We start from the raw sequence: 17,713 nt of genomic DNA, 5'->3' as shown, positions 1-17,713 counted from the left end.
TTGGGCATCACTCAATCAACCACCAACGCGGCAACAATTGGCGCACCCGCGCCTCGCCAAAGCGGTCATCGATCAACATCACCACACCTCGGTCCTGTTGGCTGCGGATCACCCTCCCCGCCGCCTGCACCACTTTCTGCAGGCCTGGGTACAAATAGGTGTAGTCGTAGCCCGAGCCGAAGATAGCGCCCATGCGCGCTTTCATCTGTTCGTTGATCGGGTTCAGTTGCGGCAGCCCCAAGGTCGCGACAAATGCCCCGATCAAGCGCGCGCCGGGTAAATCAATGCCTTCGCCAAACGCACCGCCCAGCACGGCAAAGCCGACCCCCTGGCTGTGCTGGGTGAATTGGTCGAGAAACGCCTGCCGCTGCGCCTCGGCCATGCCGCGTGACTGCAACCACAACGCAACCTGCGGGTGCCGCTCGGCCATCAACTGCGCCACCTGTTGCAGGTAATCGAAGCTTGAGAAAAACGCCAGGTAGTTGCCCGGTTGCGCGGCGAACTGCTGGGCAATCAACTCGACGATCGGCTCCAGCGAAGCTTGGCGGTGCACGAACCGTGTGGAGATCTGATCAACAATACGTACGCGCAGTTGCTCGGCCTTGAACGGTGACTCCACGTCGATCCAGGCGGTGTCCGCCGGCAAGCCAAGCAGGTCGGCGTAATAGTGACGCGGGCTCAGGGTCGCGGAAAACAGCACGCTGCTGCGGGCCGCCGTCAGCCTGGGCCGGATGAATTCGGCGGGCACCAGGTTGCGCAGGCACAGGGTTGAAGCGCTGCGTTTGCCGCCGAACGGCCGCTTGCTGATATCGAAGAGAAAATGTTCGTCGAACAACTCGGCCACCTTGGCAAATTGCAGCGCTTCGAAGTAGAACGCTTGCAAGTCGCCGGACAGCGCCTCGGGGTGGTCGTTGAAGTACTCGCCCATGGCGCTGGTGGTCAGGCTCAGGGCCTGGAGCAGTTTGTCGGGTTTGCTCGCATACGCCTGGTACGGCGCGAGCTGGTCCTTGTGCAGCGCATTCCACTCACGGTTGAGGCGCTGCAAAGGCTTTTTCAAGGGGTCGGGGGCGACGTCGCGCAAGGTCTTGAGTGCATAGGAGTCGAGGCTGGCGCTGTACATCGCACGCGCGCGCTCCACCAGGTTATGGGCTTCGTCCACCAGCACGGCGGCGCGCCATTGGTTGAGCTGGGCCAGGCCGAACAGCATGGCGCCAAAGTCGAAATAGTAGTTGTAGTCGGCGACCACCACGTCGCTCCAGCGCGCCATTTCCTGGCTCAGGTAATACGGGCAGACCTCGTGGGCCAGCGCCACCTCGCGCAGGTTGCGCTGGTCCAGCAGGCGTACCTGGGATGCTGCCTTGCGTGCGGCCGGCAGGCGGTCGTAAAAACCTTTGGCCAATGGGCAGGCATCGCCATGACAGGCTTTGTCCGGGTGTTCGCAAGCCTTGTCCCGCGCGACCAGCTCGAGCACGCGCAGCGGCAGATCGGGGCTGCTGCCGTAGAGCACCTGCGCCGCGTCCAGGGCGAGTTTGCGCCCAGGGGTCTTGGCCGTGAGGAAGAACAGCTTGTCCAATTGCTGGGGCGCCAGTGCCTTGAGCATCGGGAAAATCGTGCCGACGGTCTTGCCGATGCCGGTCGGCGCCTGGGCCATCAGGCAACGCCCGGTACTCACGGCCTTGTATACCGCCTCGGCCAACGGGCGCTGGCCGGGGCGAAAGGCCGCATGCGGGAACGCCAGGCGTTGCGCCGCGCTGTTACGCGCGTCGCGATGCTGCATCTCGCGCTCGGCCCAACCAAGGAACAGCGCACATTGCTGGTTGAAGAACTGCTCCAGCTCCACTGCGGTGAAACGCTGGTTGAGCAGGGTTTCGCCTTCGCCGACGATGTCGAAGTACACCAGCGCCAGGTCGATCTCGCCAAGGCCGAGCTTGCGGCACATCAGCCAGCCGTAGACCTTGACCTGGGCCCAATGCAATTGCCGGTGGTTGGCGGGCTGCGCGCCGAGGTCGCCGCGATAGGTTTTGACTTCCTCCAGGCGATTGGCATCCGGGTCATAGCCGTCCGCCCTGCCCCGCACCTTCAGTTGTGCATATTCGCCTTCGAGGGCGACTTCGTTTTGATAATGCGCGCTGCGCCGCGAAGCCACCGTGCGATGCCCGACGATGCCTTCCTGGGCGCTGGGTGACGGTGTGAAGCGCAGGTCCAGGTCACCGACCTTGGCCGTGAACTCACACAACGCGCGTACCGCGACGCTGTAGCTCAAGCCGGTTGCGCCCAACGCACGTAGCAGACGGTGACCGGCATCTGGTACTCGCCGCAGAACTCCAGCCAACGCAGCTGGTTGTCTTGCAGGCGGTCGCCCGGCCCCTTGACCTCGATCATGCGGTAGGTTTTGCGGGCGGGCCAGAACTGGATCAGGTCCGGCATGCCGCTACGGTTGGCGCGGATGTCCAGCAGCAAGCGTTCAAACCAATAGCGCAAGTGCTCGGCGGGCAAACAGTCCAGGGCTTGCTCCAGCAGCGCTTCGCTGAGCAGGTTCCAGAACACGAAAGGCGATTGGATGCCCCATTTGTCTGCGTAGCGCTGGCGGATGCTGGTTTTGTAGCGCTCATCTTGCAACTGCTCGAAACAGGCCGCGAACAGCGGTGCACGGCGCTGATGAAAATCTTCGCTGTGCAAATCCGCCGGCCCTCGCTGGAACGGGTGGAAAAACGCCCCCGGCAACGGCGCAAAGATCGCGTCCCAGCAAAGCAGGCCGAACAGCGAATTGATCAGCCCGTTCTCGACATAATGCACCGGCGCATCCGGCTCGCTGAGATGGGCCTGCACGCAATACTCCACCGACATCAGCGGTTCGGGCAGCGCCAAGTCCAGGTCCAGGCGGGTGATGGCCCGGGGCTTGATCCTGGGCAGCGCCGGCTCCCCCAGCTTGCGGCGCAGACGCGGCAGCACGCGCAGCAGGTGTTGCTGTTCGGCGGCGCTTTCCGGCGCCTGTTGCGCCGCACACGCCAGGGCCATGGCCTGGGCATAGTCCTCTTGGCGCTCCAGCACCCGGATCAGGCGCGAACGCGCGCCGGGGTGCGCGCACTCGCGATAGATCCGTTGCGCCAAGTCCAGCTCGGCGCTGCGTTCGCAATACTGGCCGATCTGGAACAACAACTTGGCGCGACGCTTTTCCAGCCAGGGGTTATCGGTGGCAAACGTGGCGATTTGCGCGAGTACCACGTCCAGCGTCTGCCCCGCTTCAAACGCTTGCTGGCACTGATGCAGGAACAGAAAGCCGTGCACGTCATCACGGTGACGCAAGCCACGGGACTGCGCACAGAACTCGACCTTTTCGTAGGTGTAGATGCCCAGGTCCGCCAGCACGAACTCCGACCAATCCTGATGCAGGTTGCCGAAGAACATCAGCCGCAGGCGGTCGCACAGGTCCATCACCGTGAGGCTATAGAGGGTGTCTTCAAGGTCCGGGCACCATTGGGCAAAATGCCGGGGCTCGGTAAACCGCGCCGCCAACGCGTCCAGCCAATCGGTTTTCCTGGCCTTGGGTTGCTCGATCCAGGGCTTGAAGGCCGCGAGGATTTCGCCTTTCTGCAGGACGGCGAACAGTGCTTCAAAGCCCAGCGGGCACTGGTCATCGACCCAACCCTGCTGCACCAGTGCCAGCGCTGCCGTGTGGGTGCAACCAATTTCCAGGTAATTGAGTTTGCTCGCCCGAAAATGCACGCCCTTGCGCATCACCATGCGCACCAGCAGCGCCTGGGACGCCTGCGGCAAGCTGTCGAACTGCTGAATAAAATGCACTTCGTGCGCATCGAGCAAATCGGCATAGCGCTGCCCCAGCCACAGCAGTACTTGACGGAAGTTATGCAGGTAATACAGGGGATCGTCGAGGGGGTTGGCCATGTCACGCGCTGATCGAATACTGGTTATGCATACAGAGTGCCGCCACCCAGCGGCTGTTGCAATCGCTAATAGATAAATGGCGCACGCAACTTTTTGTATAAAAGTGATCAGATAGCTCAGTTGATGGCGTAACATTTAGGGCCCGCAGCCCCTGGCTACGGGATTTTTCAGGGTTAAGGGTAAGGGTTATGAACATGAAGAATTTGGGTCTGCCACTGGTTGCACTGTCTTTTGTGCTGTTGGCCGGGTGTGCGACACAAACCGTGGTCACATTGCAAAATGGCACACAGTATTTGACCAAGGACGTCCCCAACGCCAAGACAGCCGACGGCTTCTACGAGTTCACCGACATCGCCGGCAAGCACATACGCGTAAAAGCCGCGGATGTGGCGACCGTCATCAAAGAAAAATGACAGTAAAAAGCCCCGCAAATGCGGGGCTTTTTGTTAAGGGGCATCCCTCGGTCAATACCGGTAGTACGGGTGGTAATACGGGTGATAGTAGGGATGGTAATAGTACGAGTGGTAGTACGGGCGATAACAGCACGGGGCCGGATACGCCGGGTACACCGCACACCCGCCCAACCCCAGCAGGACCAGGGCGCACAGCAACAATCGTAAACGGGACATGTTCGATTCCTCCCACGTGATCACGCGAAACAGCTCGCTTGACCGTTAAACGCGTGCACGCCGGCCGATCCGTCGCGATGGGAAGTTAAAGATTTATTTAGCGAAGGATTTTCCACGCCGCTGCGTTTAACCGATAAGCCGCCTTCATTCGAGGGCGGCAGCACGGAGAACCAAGGCCATGGCACGCATGTCCCGAGCGGTACGCGCGCTTTTACTCATTCCCTTGACCCTGGCGGCCCTGGCGAGTACGCCCGCCTTTGCCGACACCATCATCATCCGCCAGGCACCCCGGGTGATCGTGGTACAGCCCCCACCCCCACCGATCTATTACGCGCATTGGGGTTACGGGCCACGCCCCTATTACTCTCCACGCCCCTACTACGGTTATGGCTACTCCCACCGGCCGCATTGGGATCACGGCTGGCGGGAGCGCCATTGGCGTTGATCAGCCGATGCTGACGCCGTCAGCCCATAGCCCACCCTGCCCCACGCCGACCAGGGTCACCGAGTCGGCGCCAAAGGTGAGCACCGTGTCCGCACCGACCACCTTGGCGTGATCACGCAGGTCGGTGCTGCCTTCCACATCCTTGAACACCAGCTTGTCGGTGACCTGGTAGCCAATTACCCGATCGTTGCCAAAGTGGCCGCTGAACAGGAAGGTGTTATGCCCGCTGTTGTCACGGATCGTGTCATTGCCCTTGCCGCCTTCGATAAAGTCCGCGCCCTTGCCACCCTGGATCAGGTCGTTGCCGTCGCTGCCGATGATGAAGGTATTGCCCTTGTGGGCCTCGGCATTGCGGTTCAGGTCCTGCACCCAGGTGTTGGCCCGCGCCGGGTCGGACAGATTGGCGACTATCACCGTCGAGTCGCGGGTCATCTGGTCGTAGAAGCCGGATTCGAGGATACGCGTCATGCCATCGCCATAGCCGAACGGCAAGTGGGAGAGCCAGGTAGGCAGGTTGACGATGGAGAACGGCAGCACATTCCACAAGGTGGAGGCGTAGTGATCGTTGAAGTTGACGATGTTGTCGGTGGTCGACTCATGCGGCTTGTCGTGCACACCCAGGGACGACAGGTTGAAGGATGAGCCATCCAGTGCGCGGAAGACCGGGTCATTCTCATAGCCGACATTGAGCACCTTGTCGCCGGCGCTTTGGGTGGGCGACGCATAGGCCACATAGTTGGCGTCCTGGTAAAAGCCCGCCCACTTGCTGTTGCTCAGGTCCGCCATGCTGTTGACCGCCAGCCCGCCCAGGCTGTGGCCGCTGACCAGCACGTCCTTGCCGCTCAGGCCATGGGCGCCGGCATAATCGGCCACGTTCTTGAGCAGGTTGCCGAACGCTTCGCCCGCATAGTTCTTGGCATAATCCTTAGGCCCCAAGGCGGCCAGCAGATCGCTGATCAGGTCGCCGATGGAGTCACTGATCAGGTGCTCCCGTGGCCCCGAGGTGCCGCGAAAGCTGATACCGATTTCCTGCAGCTTGCCGGCGTCATCGTATTTGCCCAGCACCTCGACCTGGGCGCTGGTATAGCCGGCCTTTTCACCGAAGAACGTACCCCGCTGGTCGACCTTGCCCTCGTAACCCAGGGTTGCGGCGCTGATGGGCGTCCAGCCGGCTTTTTGCACGGCTTCAAGGGCGGCTTTTTCCGAGTCGGGGTTCCAGGGGATGCCCGGAATCACGCCTTGTGAATCCGTGCTGCCCAGCAACGCCGTGACCAGTGTGCCCGGCAGGCCGAGGCCAAAGCCGTTGTGCTGGTAGCCCACGGCAAAGCCGTTATCCAGGTTGTGATAGGAATACAGCGTGATCGCCATGGCATCGGCAAACAACGCTTTGGAGCCCTCGGTGCCGAGGTTTTTATAGTCAAAGATACCCATGGTAGTGCCTCTCTGTTGTTGGATTTGTCGAGAAAGCGTTTGTCCTATGTCGAACGTATGTAGTGAGCGGGCTTGCCCCGCGCTGGGTGGCGAGCCCTAATGCCAGTCAGTTAAGGCGTAACGCGGTCACTGTGGGAGGGGGCTTGCTCCCGATAGGCCGCGCAGCGGCCTCAAAAATGGGCCTGCTACGCAGTCCATCGGGAGCAAGCCCCCTCCCACAGGTTATCCATCGTCCACTCGTCGCTTAACTGACAGGCATTAGGGCGAGCCCGCTCACTACACGGTCAGAAGGCCCAGTCGAGGCTCAAGCCGACGCCGTGGACGTTCTCCTTGCTGGCCAGCAGGCCGTTGTAGTCAAAGTTCACCCGTGCATCCTTGGTCAACGCCAGGCTGACCCGCGCGCCCACCAGCGCCGCATCGCGCACCAGCGGCGCGCTCTGCACCGCAAAAGACGGGCCGCCCGAGGCAAAGGCCAGGGACTGCTCCGACCCCACGCGGCTCAGGTTGTGCTGCCAACCCAGGGTGCCGGACACTTCCAGCGCCTGGTGATCGTTGAGGTTGATTGTCTTCAACGCACGTGCGCCCAAGGTGCTCAGCACGACGTCGCGGCTGTCGTCGCGGCCTTTGAGTGCGGCGGCATCGCCCTTCTCGGTAAAGCCATCGGTGTCCAGGTGCACGTAGGCCAGGTTGGCGAACGGCTCCAGGGCCAACGGTTGCAGGTTGACGCGGTAAGCCGCTTCACCGAACACCTGGGTGCTGCGGGCGTCGACCTTGGCTTTCTGCTTGCCGGAAACGTCGCCGTATTGCAGGTCACGCTTCATATCAGCGCGATGCCAGCTGTACGCCGCGCCGCCGCTCAGGCGCAAGGCGCCGATTTCATGCCCGGCATAAGCGCCCAAGTGGTAGCTGTCGACCGAGGCGCGACTGTGGGTGTCGTTGCCCATGTTCAGCGAGGTATCGCTGTAGCCGGCAACCAGACCGATGCGGGTCGCCTCGTCCAGTGCGCCATCCACCCCGGCAAGCATGCCGCCGATGGACGTGGTGTAACCCGCCGTCTCACTGCGGCTGTCGGTCTTGCCCCACGCCCCCAACGCCTTGACCCACACGTTGCCACGGCTGTCGAGGGTATCGCTGCGCGAGCCCATCTCACCGTTGCGCAGGCGCTCGCCCACGGCTTCGCGCACATAGCGGCTGTCGTTGATCAGCGCGCTCTGCAGGGCCGGGTAGATCTCGCCGGTCAGTTGCTGGAAGGCACCTTGCGCCGAGGCGGCATTGGGTGCCAGCAACAGGCTTTCATACACCGCATTGCCCGCGCCCAATTGCTCGGCGGCGCCGGCCACCGCACGTTGGTTAGGCGTGGCGGCGACGCTGGCAAAGCTGTTGGTGCGTGCCACGTCCAACTGCACACCGGTGGCGCCGTAGTTCAAGGTGCCACCGATAAACAGGTAGTTGGGCAGTACCGCGCCAAAGGCGCCGGTCACACCGCCGGCGGCCTGCAGGATGTTGTACTGCCGCCCGATCAGGCTGTCGGCCTGTGCCGCGCTCAACAAGGTCGGGCTGTTTTCCAGGGCCAGGGTCACGGTGCCGCCGTTGAGGGTGGCGGTGCCACCGGCAACGATCCGGTCGCTGCTGGTCGGCGACAACTCCACCGCGTAGGTCGAACCGGCGTCAAACGTGACATTGCCCGCCACATTCAGGGTGCCTATGGAATTGCCCGGCGCCACGGTGCCGCCGCTTTTCGCGGCCAGCGAGCCGATACGCCCGGAGCCGCCCACCACACCGCCCTGGCTGACGCTGACGTCGGAGGTCACCGAACCGTTGATCGCCAGCAACCCCTGGTTGACCAGGGTCGGACCGCTGTAGGTATTGGTACCGGTCAGCACCAGCGTACCGATGCCCTGCTTGGTCAGGCCGCCGTGGCCCGAGATGTCATTGCTCCACACATCGCGCCCGCAATGCACGTCGGTGCACAGGCGCTGGGTGGGTTTGCCCGCGTCCACCACGGCGCCCACGCCCGGCAGGTCGGCGACAAACTGCCCGCTGCCATAGGCGCCATCGATACGGAACTCGGCGGGAATGTCCTCGGCCGTGATGAACATACCCGGCCCGTTGACCGCCTTGCCCAGGTTGATCATGCCCCAGCCATACAGCGAATCGATACCCGGCGCACCCAGGTCGGTGGCGGTGGTTTTGAGCACGGTGGAGACCTGTTCGCCGCTCATGTACGGGAAGCGTTCCATCAACACCGCTGCGGCGCCGGCCACATGCGGCGCGGCCATCGAGGTGCCGTTTTTGTTGGCCCAATCGGTGGTGAGGTTCTCCAGCGTGGTGCCATTGATGATCGAACTGAAGATCTTGGTGCCCGGCGCCGACACGCAGAAACTCGCCGCATAACCACAGCGCGACGAGAACGTACTGATCACATACGGCGTGGCACTCGTGGTATCCGGATTTTGCTGCAATGCCGCCACCGACAGCCAGTTCGGCGCGATGTCCGGCACAAAGTACGCCAGGCCCGACATCGCATCCGGGTTGTTGCGGTTGTAGTCGTTACCGGCGGCGAAGATGGTCAGCACGCCGCTGCGCGCGGCGTCGATGGCCCCTTGATAAGCCCCACCGGCCAGCGTGCCGAGGATCGGCCGGATATTGTTGAACTGCGCCTGGGCTTCGTTGACCGTGAAGTTCGGGAACGCCGGATCACGACCGCCCTTGGCATACTGCGCGCCGATGCCGATCCCCCAACTGTTGTTGATGATGCGTGCGCCGCTGGCCACCAGACCGTCCCAACCGGCCTTGTACACCGCACCGTCGTTGCCGAGGATGATGCCGTCTTCGGGGCCTGGGTCACCGTTTTCCGCGCTGAGGATCTGCGCGTTGAAGGCTACGCCGTGCATCGGCCCGCCATCGCGGTTGCCGGCGGCAATACCGCCAACGTGGGTACCGTGGTTGCCCAACTTGCCATTGGAATCCTGGGACGGCGTGCCGTCATAGCGGAACGCGTCGCCCGCCTTGACCGGAATGTAAGGGTCGGTGTACTGGCGGATGCCCTCGGTGACAATCGTCACCACTTTGCCGGGGCTGGCGAATTCCGGGTGCTGGGCATACACCGGCTGGTCGAAAATCCCCAGCTTGACGCCCTTGCCGGTGTAACCGGCGGCGTACGCGGTGTCGGCCTGGATGGCGCCCAGGCCCCAGTCAGCCTTGAACTCAGTGCTGCGCCAACTGGCGGCGTCGCCCAACTTGCCGGTTTCCACATAGGGTGCGGCCTGGGCGGTTCCCAGGGTTGCCAGGCAGCACAGCAGCGCGCCGTATGGCACGCAGCTCAAAGCCTTGAGCGGGTAGCCCGGGCCGGTGTGAGTGGCGGTAATTCGTTTGTTCACGGTGACCTTCCTTAGTTTTCTTGGTTTTTCTTGTTGAACTCAGAACTGCCAGTTGAGGCTCAAACCCACACCCTGGGTTTTCTCACTGCCCCCCAATTGGCCGGTGTAGTCCAGGTTGACCCGCGTGGATGGGCTCAACGCCAGGCTGGCCTGCACGCCGACCAGCGCCGCATCGCGCAGCAGCGGCGAACTGCCCACGGCGAATGACGGCCCGCCGGCGACAAACGCCAAATGCTCTTGCGATTGCACCGCGCTGAGGCTGTGCTGCCAGCCCAGCGAGCCCGACAGTTCAAGCTGCTGGCGATCATTCAGAGGCAGGGTTTTCAGCGCACGCACGCCCAGGGTGCTGAGCACCGCGTCACGCTGATCGCGGCTGCGCTCCAGCGCGGCGGCAGCGCCTTTTTCGTGGAAGGCATCGCTGTCCAGGTGCACGTAGGCCAGGTTGGCGAACGGCTCCAGGGCCAGGGGTTGCAGGTGAATGCGGTAGGCCGCCTCGGTGAACAATTGCGCCGTGCGCGCTTCAAGCTTGGCCTTTTGCTTGCCGCTGACCGCGCCGTACTGCAAGTCACGCTTTACATCGCCGCGATGCCAGCTGTAGGCACCACCGACGCTGACGCGCCAATCGCCCAGCTCGCGCCCGGCATATGCGCCGAAGTGGTAGCTGTCGATGGACGCCGATGCATGGGTGCCACTGCCCATGTTCAACGAACTGTCGCTGTAACCGGCGACCACGCCGACACGGGTCTGTTCATCCAGCTCGCCGTCCACACCGGCCAGCAGGCCACCGAGGGAGCGGGTCGAACCTGCCGTTTCACTGCGGCTATCAGTCTTGCCCCAGGCGCCGAGCGCCTTCAGCCACAGGTTGCGTTCACCGCTCACCGGCACATGCCGCAGGCGCTCGCCCACGGCATCGCGCAGTTGCAGGCTGTCGTTGAGCAGCATCGCGCCGATCGCCGGATAGATCTCGCCGGACAACTGCTGCAAGCCTTGTCGGGCGGTGGCCACCGAGTCCGACAGCAACACACTCTCGTACACCGGATTGCCCGCGCCCAACTGCTCGGCTGCGGCGGCCACGTTGCGCTGGTTGCGGGTAGCAGCCACGCTGGCGAAGGTAGCGTTGTTGCGCCCTACATTCAGTTGCACGCCGTTGGCCGCATAGTCGAGTGTGCCGCCCAGGAACAGGTAGTTGGGCAACACCTGGCCGAACTGGCCCTGGATGCCTCCCGCCGCCTGGAGGATGGAGTACTGCTGGCCGATCAGGCTGTGTACCTGGCTCTGGCTGAGCAACGTGGGGCTGTTTTCCAGCGCGAGGGTGACCGTGCCGCCACCCAACAGCGCTTTGCCTCCCGCCACGATGCGGTCGCTGCTGGTGGGGGTCAGCTCCACGGCGTACGTGGAGCCTGCCGCCAGGTTCACATCGCCGGCCACTTGCAAGGTGCCCACCGAGTTGCCTGGCGCCACGCTGCCGCCGTTATTGACCGACAGCGCGGCAATCCGCCCGGAGCCGCCGAGGGTTCCGCTGTCGTTGACCGTCACCGCCGATGCCAGCGAACCATTGACCGCCAGCAAGCCGCCGTTGACCGTGGTCGCACCGCGATAGGTGCTGTCGCCACTGAGGACCAGCCGCCCGCCGCCGGACTTGATCAGGCTGCCCTCGTACACCCGCTGGGCGGCGGCCTGGTCGCGTGCGGTGCCGATGGCGTAATCGGTCTTGTCCTGTTGGCTGGCATTCGCGGCCACGCCGTTTTGCCAGCCCTTGTCGAGCAAGGTTTGCTGCCAGGCGGCGTGCTCGGCGCGGTCTTCGGCCTGGCGCTGGATCAGCGCCTGATCGGTGATGCCATTACTCCACACATCGCCTTGCCCGGCCGCGAGGTTCACGTTCATCGCGCCCAGCAGTTGCCCCGGCCCGTGCATCGCCCGGCCCAGGTCCGACACACCCCAACCGACCGTGGTGTTGGGGGCTTGGGTGATCGAACCATCGAGCTGCGTCGCGGTGGTCAGCAGCACCTGCAACGCCTGCTCATTGCTCATGTACGGGTAGCGCTCCATCACCAGCGCAAGCGCGCCGGTGGCGTGGGGAGCCGCCATCGACGTGCCGGATTTCACGCCGTAGCCGCCGTCGGGGATGGTGCTGTTGATCAGCGCGCCCGGGGTGGAAATGCACCAATATTTGGCGATGCCACACTTGTTGTACTTCTGGTTGTTGGCTTTATCCAGGCCCGACACCGCGAGCCAATGCCCCTCCAGCTCCGGTTGGAAATACGGCAGTGCCGAGCGCACGCTGGCATTCGCATAACCACTGTTGCCGGCGCTGAACACATTGATCACGCCGGCCTTGGCCACGTCCGCCGCCGCATCCAGCCAGGTGCCCTGGTTGTAATGCTGGGCATAGGCGGCGTGCAGATCGCCGAGGGTCTGGTAGCTGACATCCTTGGGCTGACTGCCCCAACTGTTGTTGATGGCGCGCACGCCGGAATCGACCAGCGCGCTGTACACCGTCTTGAAGTATTGGGGGTCCGGGGTCGGGCCGAACAGGAAACTGTCGTTGGCGTTGGTATTGCCCACGTAGATTTGTGCGTTGTAGGCCACGCCATGCATGCCCACGCCGTCACGGGACGCGCCCATGGTGCCGGTGACATGGGTGCCGTGGGAGTCGTTGTTGGGGTTGAGCGCGCCGGTAGTGCTGAACGGGCTGCCATTGACGTAGGTGCCGGTAGCCGTGACCGGGTGGAAGCGGTCCTTGGCCGCCTCCGGGTGGTTGGGGTCGAAGCCTGAGTCGAGGGCGCCGATTTTTACGCCGCTGCCGCTGATGCCTGCGGCGTAGGCCTCATCCGCCTTCATGCGTCCCAGGCCCCAGTCACTCTGGAACTCGGCGGTGCGCCAACTGGCGGGGTTACCCGCTTGACCGGTCTCGGTGTATGCCGCCTGCGCCGCAACGGACAACAGCAGCAAGGAACCGGCGGTAAAGGGTTTGAAGCGAGGTGAATCGGTGATCATCTAAACCATCCTTATTGTTTTTTTAGACGCTCATTTCACCGGGCCGAAAGCCTCATCGACTTTCGCCAGGTCGGTGTCACGCAAGTTGCCGGCGTAGTAATGCAATTTGGTCCAGGCCATCAGGTAGTCATAACGCGCCTGGGCCAGGTCGCGACGGGTGCTGTACAGCTGCTGTTCGGCGTTCAACGCGTCGAGGTTGACCCGCTCACCGCCGAGGATGCTTTGCCGGGTAGACACCACCAGCGCTTCAGCCGAAACCAGGGCTTTTTGATAGGCGCGCAACTTGCTCACCCCCGACAGGCAGGCGCTGAACTGGCGACGCAGTTCGATCAGGGTCTCGCGGGTCTTGCCTTCCAGCTCGTACTCGGCCTGCTCCATGGCGCGGCTGGCCTGGCGGGTGGACGCGGAGACGGCGCCACCGGCATACAGCGGCAGGCTGAATTCGACACCGATGGTGTTGGTGTCATAGCGCTGGTTGTAGGTGTTGCCGCTGTCGGACTCCTGGCGACGCGAGCTGGCGTACGCGGTGATCTTCGGCAAATGCCCGGCGCGGTTGCGTTCCACCTCATAATGCGCCACCTCGACCGCCTGGCGCTGGGATGCCAGCGTGGGGTTATTGCTGATCGCCAGCTCATGCCAGGTGTCGTAGTTGGCCGGGGTCAAGGTGAAGGCGGCGAAGCTCTGGTTCAGGGGCGCCAGGTCATGGATGTCGACGCTCTGCACGCCGATCAAGGCCCCCAGTTCGCGCAGCGACGCGTCTTGTTCGTCCAGCGCCTGGATTTCTTCGGCGGTCGCCAATTCATAACGCGACTCGGCTTCCAGGATGTCGGTGCGCGTGCCCTCGCCTTGCTGGAACAGATGCTGGTTCTGCTGGAACTGTTGCTCGTACGCTTTCTTCTTGGCGCGGGCAATGTCGATCTGGTCCTGGGCGAACAACGCCTGGGTGTAGTAACTCAGTACCCGCACCAGCAGCGCCTGGCTCTTGTCGCGAAAGCTCTCGTCGGCAAACAACGCCTGGGCCACGCCCTTGCGGTAGTTGGCATAGGCTTCGTAGTCGAACAACGGCTGTTGCAGGCTGAACGTGGAGCCGTAGCTGTTGTAATTGCGGTCGTCGCGATAGGAGCCGCCGCGTCCATCCGGCAGGTGCGCCTCGGAGTTGTTACGGCCCTTGTTGTAGTTGTACGACAGCCTCGGCAGCAGCCCGGCACGACCAATGGTACGGTTCTCCAGGCCGGCATCGCGCTCCTTGATCGCCCCGAGGAAGACCGGGTCGTTACGCAGGGCCTGTTCGTACACATCGAACGGGCCCATGGCCGCTTGCGCACTGCCACAGGCCAACAGCAAGGTGATGAACACTGACTTCATGCTCATTCCTCGGTCAACGCGGAGCCGGCGCGGTCGAGCAGCGGCTTGAACAGGTAATTGAGCAACGAACGCTCACCAGTGCGCACGAACATCTCGGCGGGCATGCCGGGCTTGATCACCAGGCCGTGGAGTTTTTCCAGTGCCGCGTCACTGACGCTGCTACGCAGCACGTAGTACGGCGCGCCGGTTTTTTCATCGAGCATCTGGTCGGCGGAGATCAGGCTGACCTCGCCCGGCACACGCGGGGTGCGGCTCTGGTTGAACGCCGTGAACAGGATGTCGACCGGCAGATGGGTGCCCACCTTGTCCACCAGATGCACCGGCAGATGCCCTTCCACCTCCAGGCGCGTGCCCTGGGGCACGATCTCCAGCAGGGTTTCACCGGCCCGCACCACGGCGCCTTCCGTGTGCACGCCAAGGTTGACCGCAATGCCGTCGGCCGGGGCGTTGATTTCGCTGTGCTGCAGGTCGAAACCCGCCGAGGTCAACTGCTGCTCCAGGGTCAAGCTGCGCAACTGGGCGTCGGCCAGTTGGCTGCGCACCTCCTTTTGGTATTCCTCACGGTGTTGCTGCAACTTGAGGCGCGACTCGAGGATGCCTTGCGCGACGCGACCGCTTTCCCCGGTGTTTTGCGCCAGGCTTTGCTGGACCTGGGACAGCTGACGCTGATAGTCCATCAGGCGGTTGCGCGGGATATAGCCATTGTCGGCCAGGGGCTGCAGGTTGCTCAGTTGCTCGCGCAGCGATTGCGCCTGGGCAGTGAGGTCGCTGCGGGCACGGCGCATGCCATCGAGCTGTGCGCTGGCGCCTTCGATGTTCGCGCTGATGCCCGCCTGCTCGCGGGCAAAGGCTTCGCGGCGGCTGCTGAAGAGTTGGCGCTGGCCTTCAAGCACCAACGCCAGCGCCGGGTCAGGGTTGGCACTCAACTCGGCCGGAAAGGTGACGCTGGATTGGTTGTCGCGCTCGCTCTGCCAGCGGGCGGCGCTGGCCCAGGCCAGGCGGTATTGGGCCTGTAGCGACTGCACGTCGGCTTGATGCTGGGTCTGGTCGAGCAGAAACAGCGGCTGGCCTTGTTTGACCGCCTCGCCCTCCTTCACCAGGATCCGGCTGACCACGCCTGGGCTGAGGGTTTGCACAGCCTTGCGCTTGCCCGACACCACAACCGTGCCTTGCACCGGAATGCCTTGGTCCAGTGGGGCCAGGCTGGCCCAGAGGAAAAAACCGCCGGCGCCGACAACCGTCAGCAACCAGCCCATCTTGACGAAAAAACCGGCGTCTCGCTGCTTGAAAGGGGATTCGAAAGTGGTACTGCTCATGCGCCTGGGTTCCTTGCGGCTGGGTACTGACGGCTAAGGCTCACTCCGGCCTTTTCCCGTGGTGCTTCCGGCTGGCCCGACAAGGCGCGCAGCACTTCCTGGCTCGGCCCGAACGCCTGCAACCGCCCTTCGTTGAGCACCGCCAATTTGTCCGCCTGGGCCAGCGCCGAAGAGCGGTGCGTCACCAGCACCACGCTTGAGCCCTGGGCTTTCATCTGCACGATGGCGCTGGCCAGCGCGGCTTCGCCTACGGTGTCGAGGTTAGAGTTGGGCTCATCCAGCACGATCAAGCGCGGCGCGCCGTACAGCGCACGGGCCAGGGCCACGCGTTGTTTCTGGCCGCCTGACAGGCCGCCACCGTTGTCGCCCAGCACCGTGTCGTAGCCTTGCGGCAAGCGCAGGATCAGCTCATGCACCCCGGCCTGTTGCGCCGCCTTCACCACCTGCTCCGGGTCGGCATCGCGAAAGCGTGCGATGTTGTCGGCGATGCTGCCGCTGAACAATTCGATGTCCTGGGGCAGGTAGCCGATATGCGGGCCGAGGTCATCGCGATCCCAGCGGTGAATATCCGCGCCGTCCAGGCGCACAGTGCCCGCCAGGGTCGGCCAGACACCCACCAGCACGCGGGCCAGGGTGGATTTACCGGAGCCCGATGCGCCGAGCACGCCCAGCACTTCACCGGCCCCCAGGTTGAAGCTGACTTGATGCAGGGTGGCCAGGCGTCGCCCCGGCGGGCCCGCGCTGACTTGCTCGAAACTCACCTGACCCTTGGGCGCCGGCAAGGCCATCTGTTCGACTTGCGGTGGAAACTCACGCAACAGATTGTCGAGGCGTTGGTAAGCCAGCTTGGCCGAGCTCCACTGCTTCCACACCGCGATCAATTGGTCGATCGGGCTGAGTACGCGCCCCATCAGAATGGAGCCGGCGATCATCATCCCGGCGGTCATCTGGCCCTTGATCACCAGCCACGCACCCAGGCCCAGCACCAGCGATTGCAGGCACAGGCGCAAGGATTTGCTCAGGGAGGTGATCACCGAGCCGGTGTCGCTGGCCTTGTTCTGGTAACCGAGAAATTGCGCATGCACGGCGAACCAGCGCTTGCGCAGCGCGCCGAGCATGCCCATGGCCTGGATCGTCTCGGCGTTGTGCAAATGGCTGGTGGCCAACTGCGTCGACTGCTGGGAAAAGGCGCCCGCCTCGCCCAGCGGCTTTTTGGTCAGGTATTCGTTCAGGCAAGCCAATGCGATCAAGATCACGGCGCCTGCCGTGGCCAGCACGCCGAGCCACACGTTGAACAGGAAAATCACGAACAGGTAGATGGGAAACCACGGCGCATCGAAAAATGCGAACAGCGCAGGCCCGGTGATGAATTGGCGGATCACCGTCAAATCGCCCAGGGACTGCCCGGCATGCCCCTGGCCCCGTTGCAGGTTGCGTTCGAACGCGGCCTTGTACACGCGCAGGTTGAAACGCTGTTCCAACTGGCTGCCGATACGGATCACGATAAAACTGCGCACCACTTCCAGGGTGCCGACAAAGGCAAAGAAGCCCACGACCATCAGTGTCAACATCACCAGCGTGGTTTCATTCTGGGAGGACAGCACGCGGTCATACACTTGCAGCATGTAAATCGACGGCACCAGCATCAGCACGTTAATCAACGCGGTGAAACAGCCGATGCTGATCAAAATACTTTTGTATTCACCCAATGCCCTGAATAAGGGCACAACCGCATGGGACTTCGCCATATTTATTGATCTTCCCTGAAGCGAATACGCGCAATAGTTGCCCAGCCCCCTGACTAAGGGACGGCCAACTATGAAATCGAGTTATAGGCTTATAACGATTAACTAAGGCGTGCGTTGCAATACAACTTCCGAACCGGAGGCGGTGCGCCCTTTATATTCGCCTTCTTTCTGGCGATTCAAATGGGTAATACCGCTGCCTTCGGCGTTCATCAACCAGATGCCGTCCGGGGTCGGTGACCAGGTCAAGGGTTTGTCTCCCAGCCATTGTTCGACACAGGCGACATCACCGGCCAGCGCATTGGCCTGTTCCAGCAGGTCCAGCGCGCAGACCTGATCCTGTTGCTTGAGCTGCCAATGCCCGGCCAATTGGGCGCTGGAGGGTAATACGAGACTGCTCGCCATTGCTTGGGCTCCTGCCAAAACGAACAACACCTGCGAAGCACAGGCGATCAAATGGGAAAAACGCGGCATCTTCTGCTCCATCATAGAGCGCGGC

The 17,713-nt window shown here is 63.0% G+C and carries 12 protein-coding genes; 2 read left to right on the top strand and 10 right to left on the bottom strand.

The features are described 5' to 3' along the window. Window positions 1-7: 7 nt before the first annotated feature. Window positions 8-2,263 carry an ATP-dependent DNA helicase gene (locus C9383_RS12140; RefSeq protein WP_090372412.1) on the bottom strand — a complete coding sequence of 752 codons (2,256 nt, stop codon included), beginning with the start codon at window positions 2,261-2,263 and terminating at the stop codon, window positions 8-10. After that, window positions 2,260-3,906: a VRR-NUC domain-containing protein gene (locus C9383_RS12135; protein WP_060753091.1), complete on the bottom strand. Its 1,647-nt coding sequence runs from the start codon at window positions 3,904-3,906 to the stop codon at window positions 2,260-2,262. The genes C9383_RS12140 and C9383_RS12135 overlap by 4 nt, the downstream gene beginning before the upstream one ends. Window positions 3,907-4,094: 188 nt before the next feature. Here C9383_RS12135 and C9383_RS12130 point away from each other — a divergent pair, with 188 nt between their 5' ends. Then, window positions 4,095-4,319 (top strand): YgdI/YgdR family lipoprotein, encoded by a 225-nt coding sequence (locus C9383_RS12130; RefSeq protein WP_060753092.1) that lies wholly within the window; start codon window positions 4,095-4,097, stop codon window positions 4,317-4,319. Window positions 4,320-4,370: 51 nt separating this feature from the next. Here the strand turns inward: C9383_RS12130 and C9383_RS28170 are convergent, their stop codons facing one another. Continuing rightward, entirely contained in the window at window positions 4,371-4,535 is a 165-nt protein-coding gene (locus tag C9383_RS28170) for a hypothetical protein (RefSeq protein ID WP_162843532.1), read from the bottom strand. A gap of 178 nt (window positions 4,536-4,713) precedes the next feature. Between C9383_RS28170 and C9383_RS12125 the strand changes: the two genes are divergently transcribed. Continuing rightward, on the top strand, window positions 4,714-4,980 hold the full coding sequence (locus tag C9383_RS12125) for a hypothetical protein (protein WP_081086958.1): 267 nt from the start codon (window positions 4,714-4,716) through the stop codon (window positions 4,978-4,980). On the opposite strand, the gene C9383_RS12120 is transcribed toward C9383_RS12125, so the two are convergent. The 7 genes from C9383_RS12120 to C9383_RS12090 form a co-directional block, all read right to left on the bottom strand. After that, complete coding sequence (locus C9383_RS12120; protein ID WP_090371133.1) at window positions 4,981-6,411, bottom strand: polyurethane esterase; 1,431 nt, start codon at window positions 6,409-6,411, stop codon at window positions 4,981-4,983. It lies immediately after the preceding gene. A gap of 284 nt (window positions 6,412-6,695) precedes the next feature. After that, window positions 6,696-9,779 (bottom strand): autotransporter outer membrane beta-barrel domain-containing protein, encoded by a 3,084-nt coding sequence (locus C9383_RS12115; protein WP_090372415.1) that lies wholly within the window; start codon window positions 9,777-9,779, stop codon window positions 6,696-6,698. Between the two features lie 51 nt (window positions 9,780-9,830). After that, entirely contained in the window at window positions 9,831-12,788 is a 2,958-nt protein-coding gene (eprS, locus tag C9383_RS12110) for an autotransporter serine peptidase EprS (RefSeq protein WP_090371135.1), read from the bottom strand. Window positions 12,789-12,818: 30 nt separating this feature from the next. Continuing rightward, a complete protein-coding gene (locus tag C9383_RS12105; RefSeq protein ID WP_060753095.1) occupies window positions 12,819-14,153 on the bottom strand; it encodes a TolC family outer membrane protein in 1,335 nt (444 codons plus the stop codon). A 2-nt stretch (window positions 14,154-14,155) separates the two neighbouring features. Beyond that, on the bottom strand, window positions 14,156-15,469 hold the full coding sequence (locus C9383_RS12100) for an HlyD family type I secretion periplasmic adaptor subunit (RefSeq protein ID WP_090371138.1): 1,314 nt from the start codon (window positions 15,467-15,469) through the stop codon (window positions 14,156-14,158). Next, complete coding sequence (locus tag C9383_RS12095; protein ID WP_090371140.1) at window positions 15,466-17,217, bottom strand: type I secretion system permease/ATPase; 1,752 nt, start codon at window positions 17,215-17,217, stop codon at window positions 15,466-15,468. Before C9383_RS12095 ends, C9383_RS12100 begins: the two co-directional genes overlap by 4 nt. A 102-nt stretch (window positions 17,218-17,319) precedes the next feature. Then, window positions 17,320-17,688: an AprI/Inh family metalloprotease inhibitor gene (locus C9383_RS12090; RefSeq protein ID WP_090371143.1), complete on the bottom strand. Its 369-nt coding sequence runs from the start codon at window positions 17,686-17,688 to the stop codon at window positions 17,320-17,322. Window positions 17,689-17,713: the final 25 nt, after the last annotated feature.

Source organism: Pseudomonas palleroniana, from assembly GCF_003031675.1.
Classification (GTDB): Bacteria; Pseudomonadota; Gammaproteobacteria; order Pseudomonadales; family Pseudomonadaceae; genus Aquipseudomonas; species Aquipseudomonas palleroniana.
This window is presented reverse-complemented; position numbering and strand designations above follow the sequence as displayed.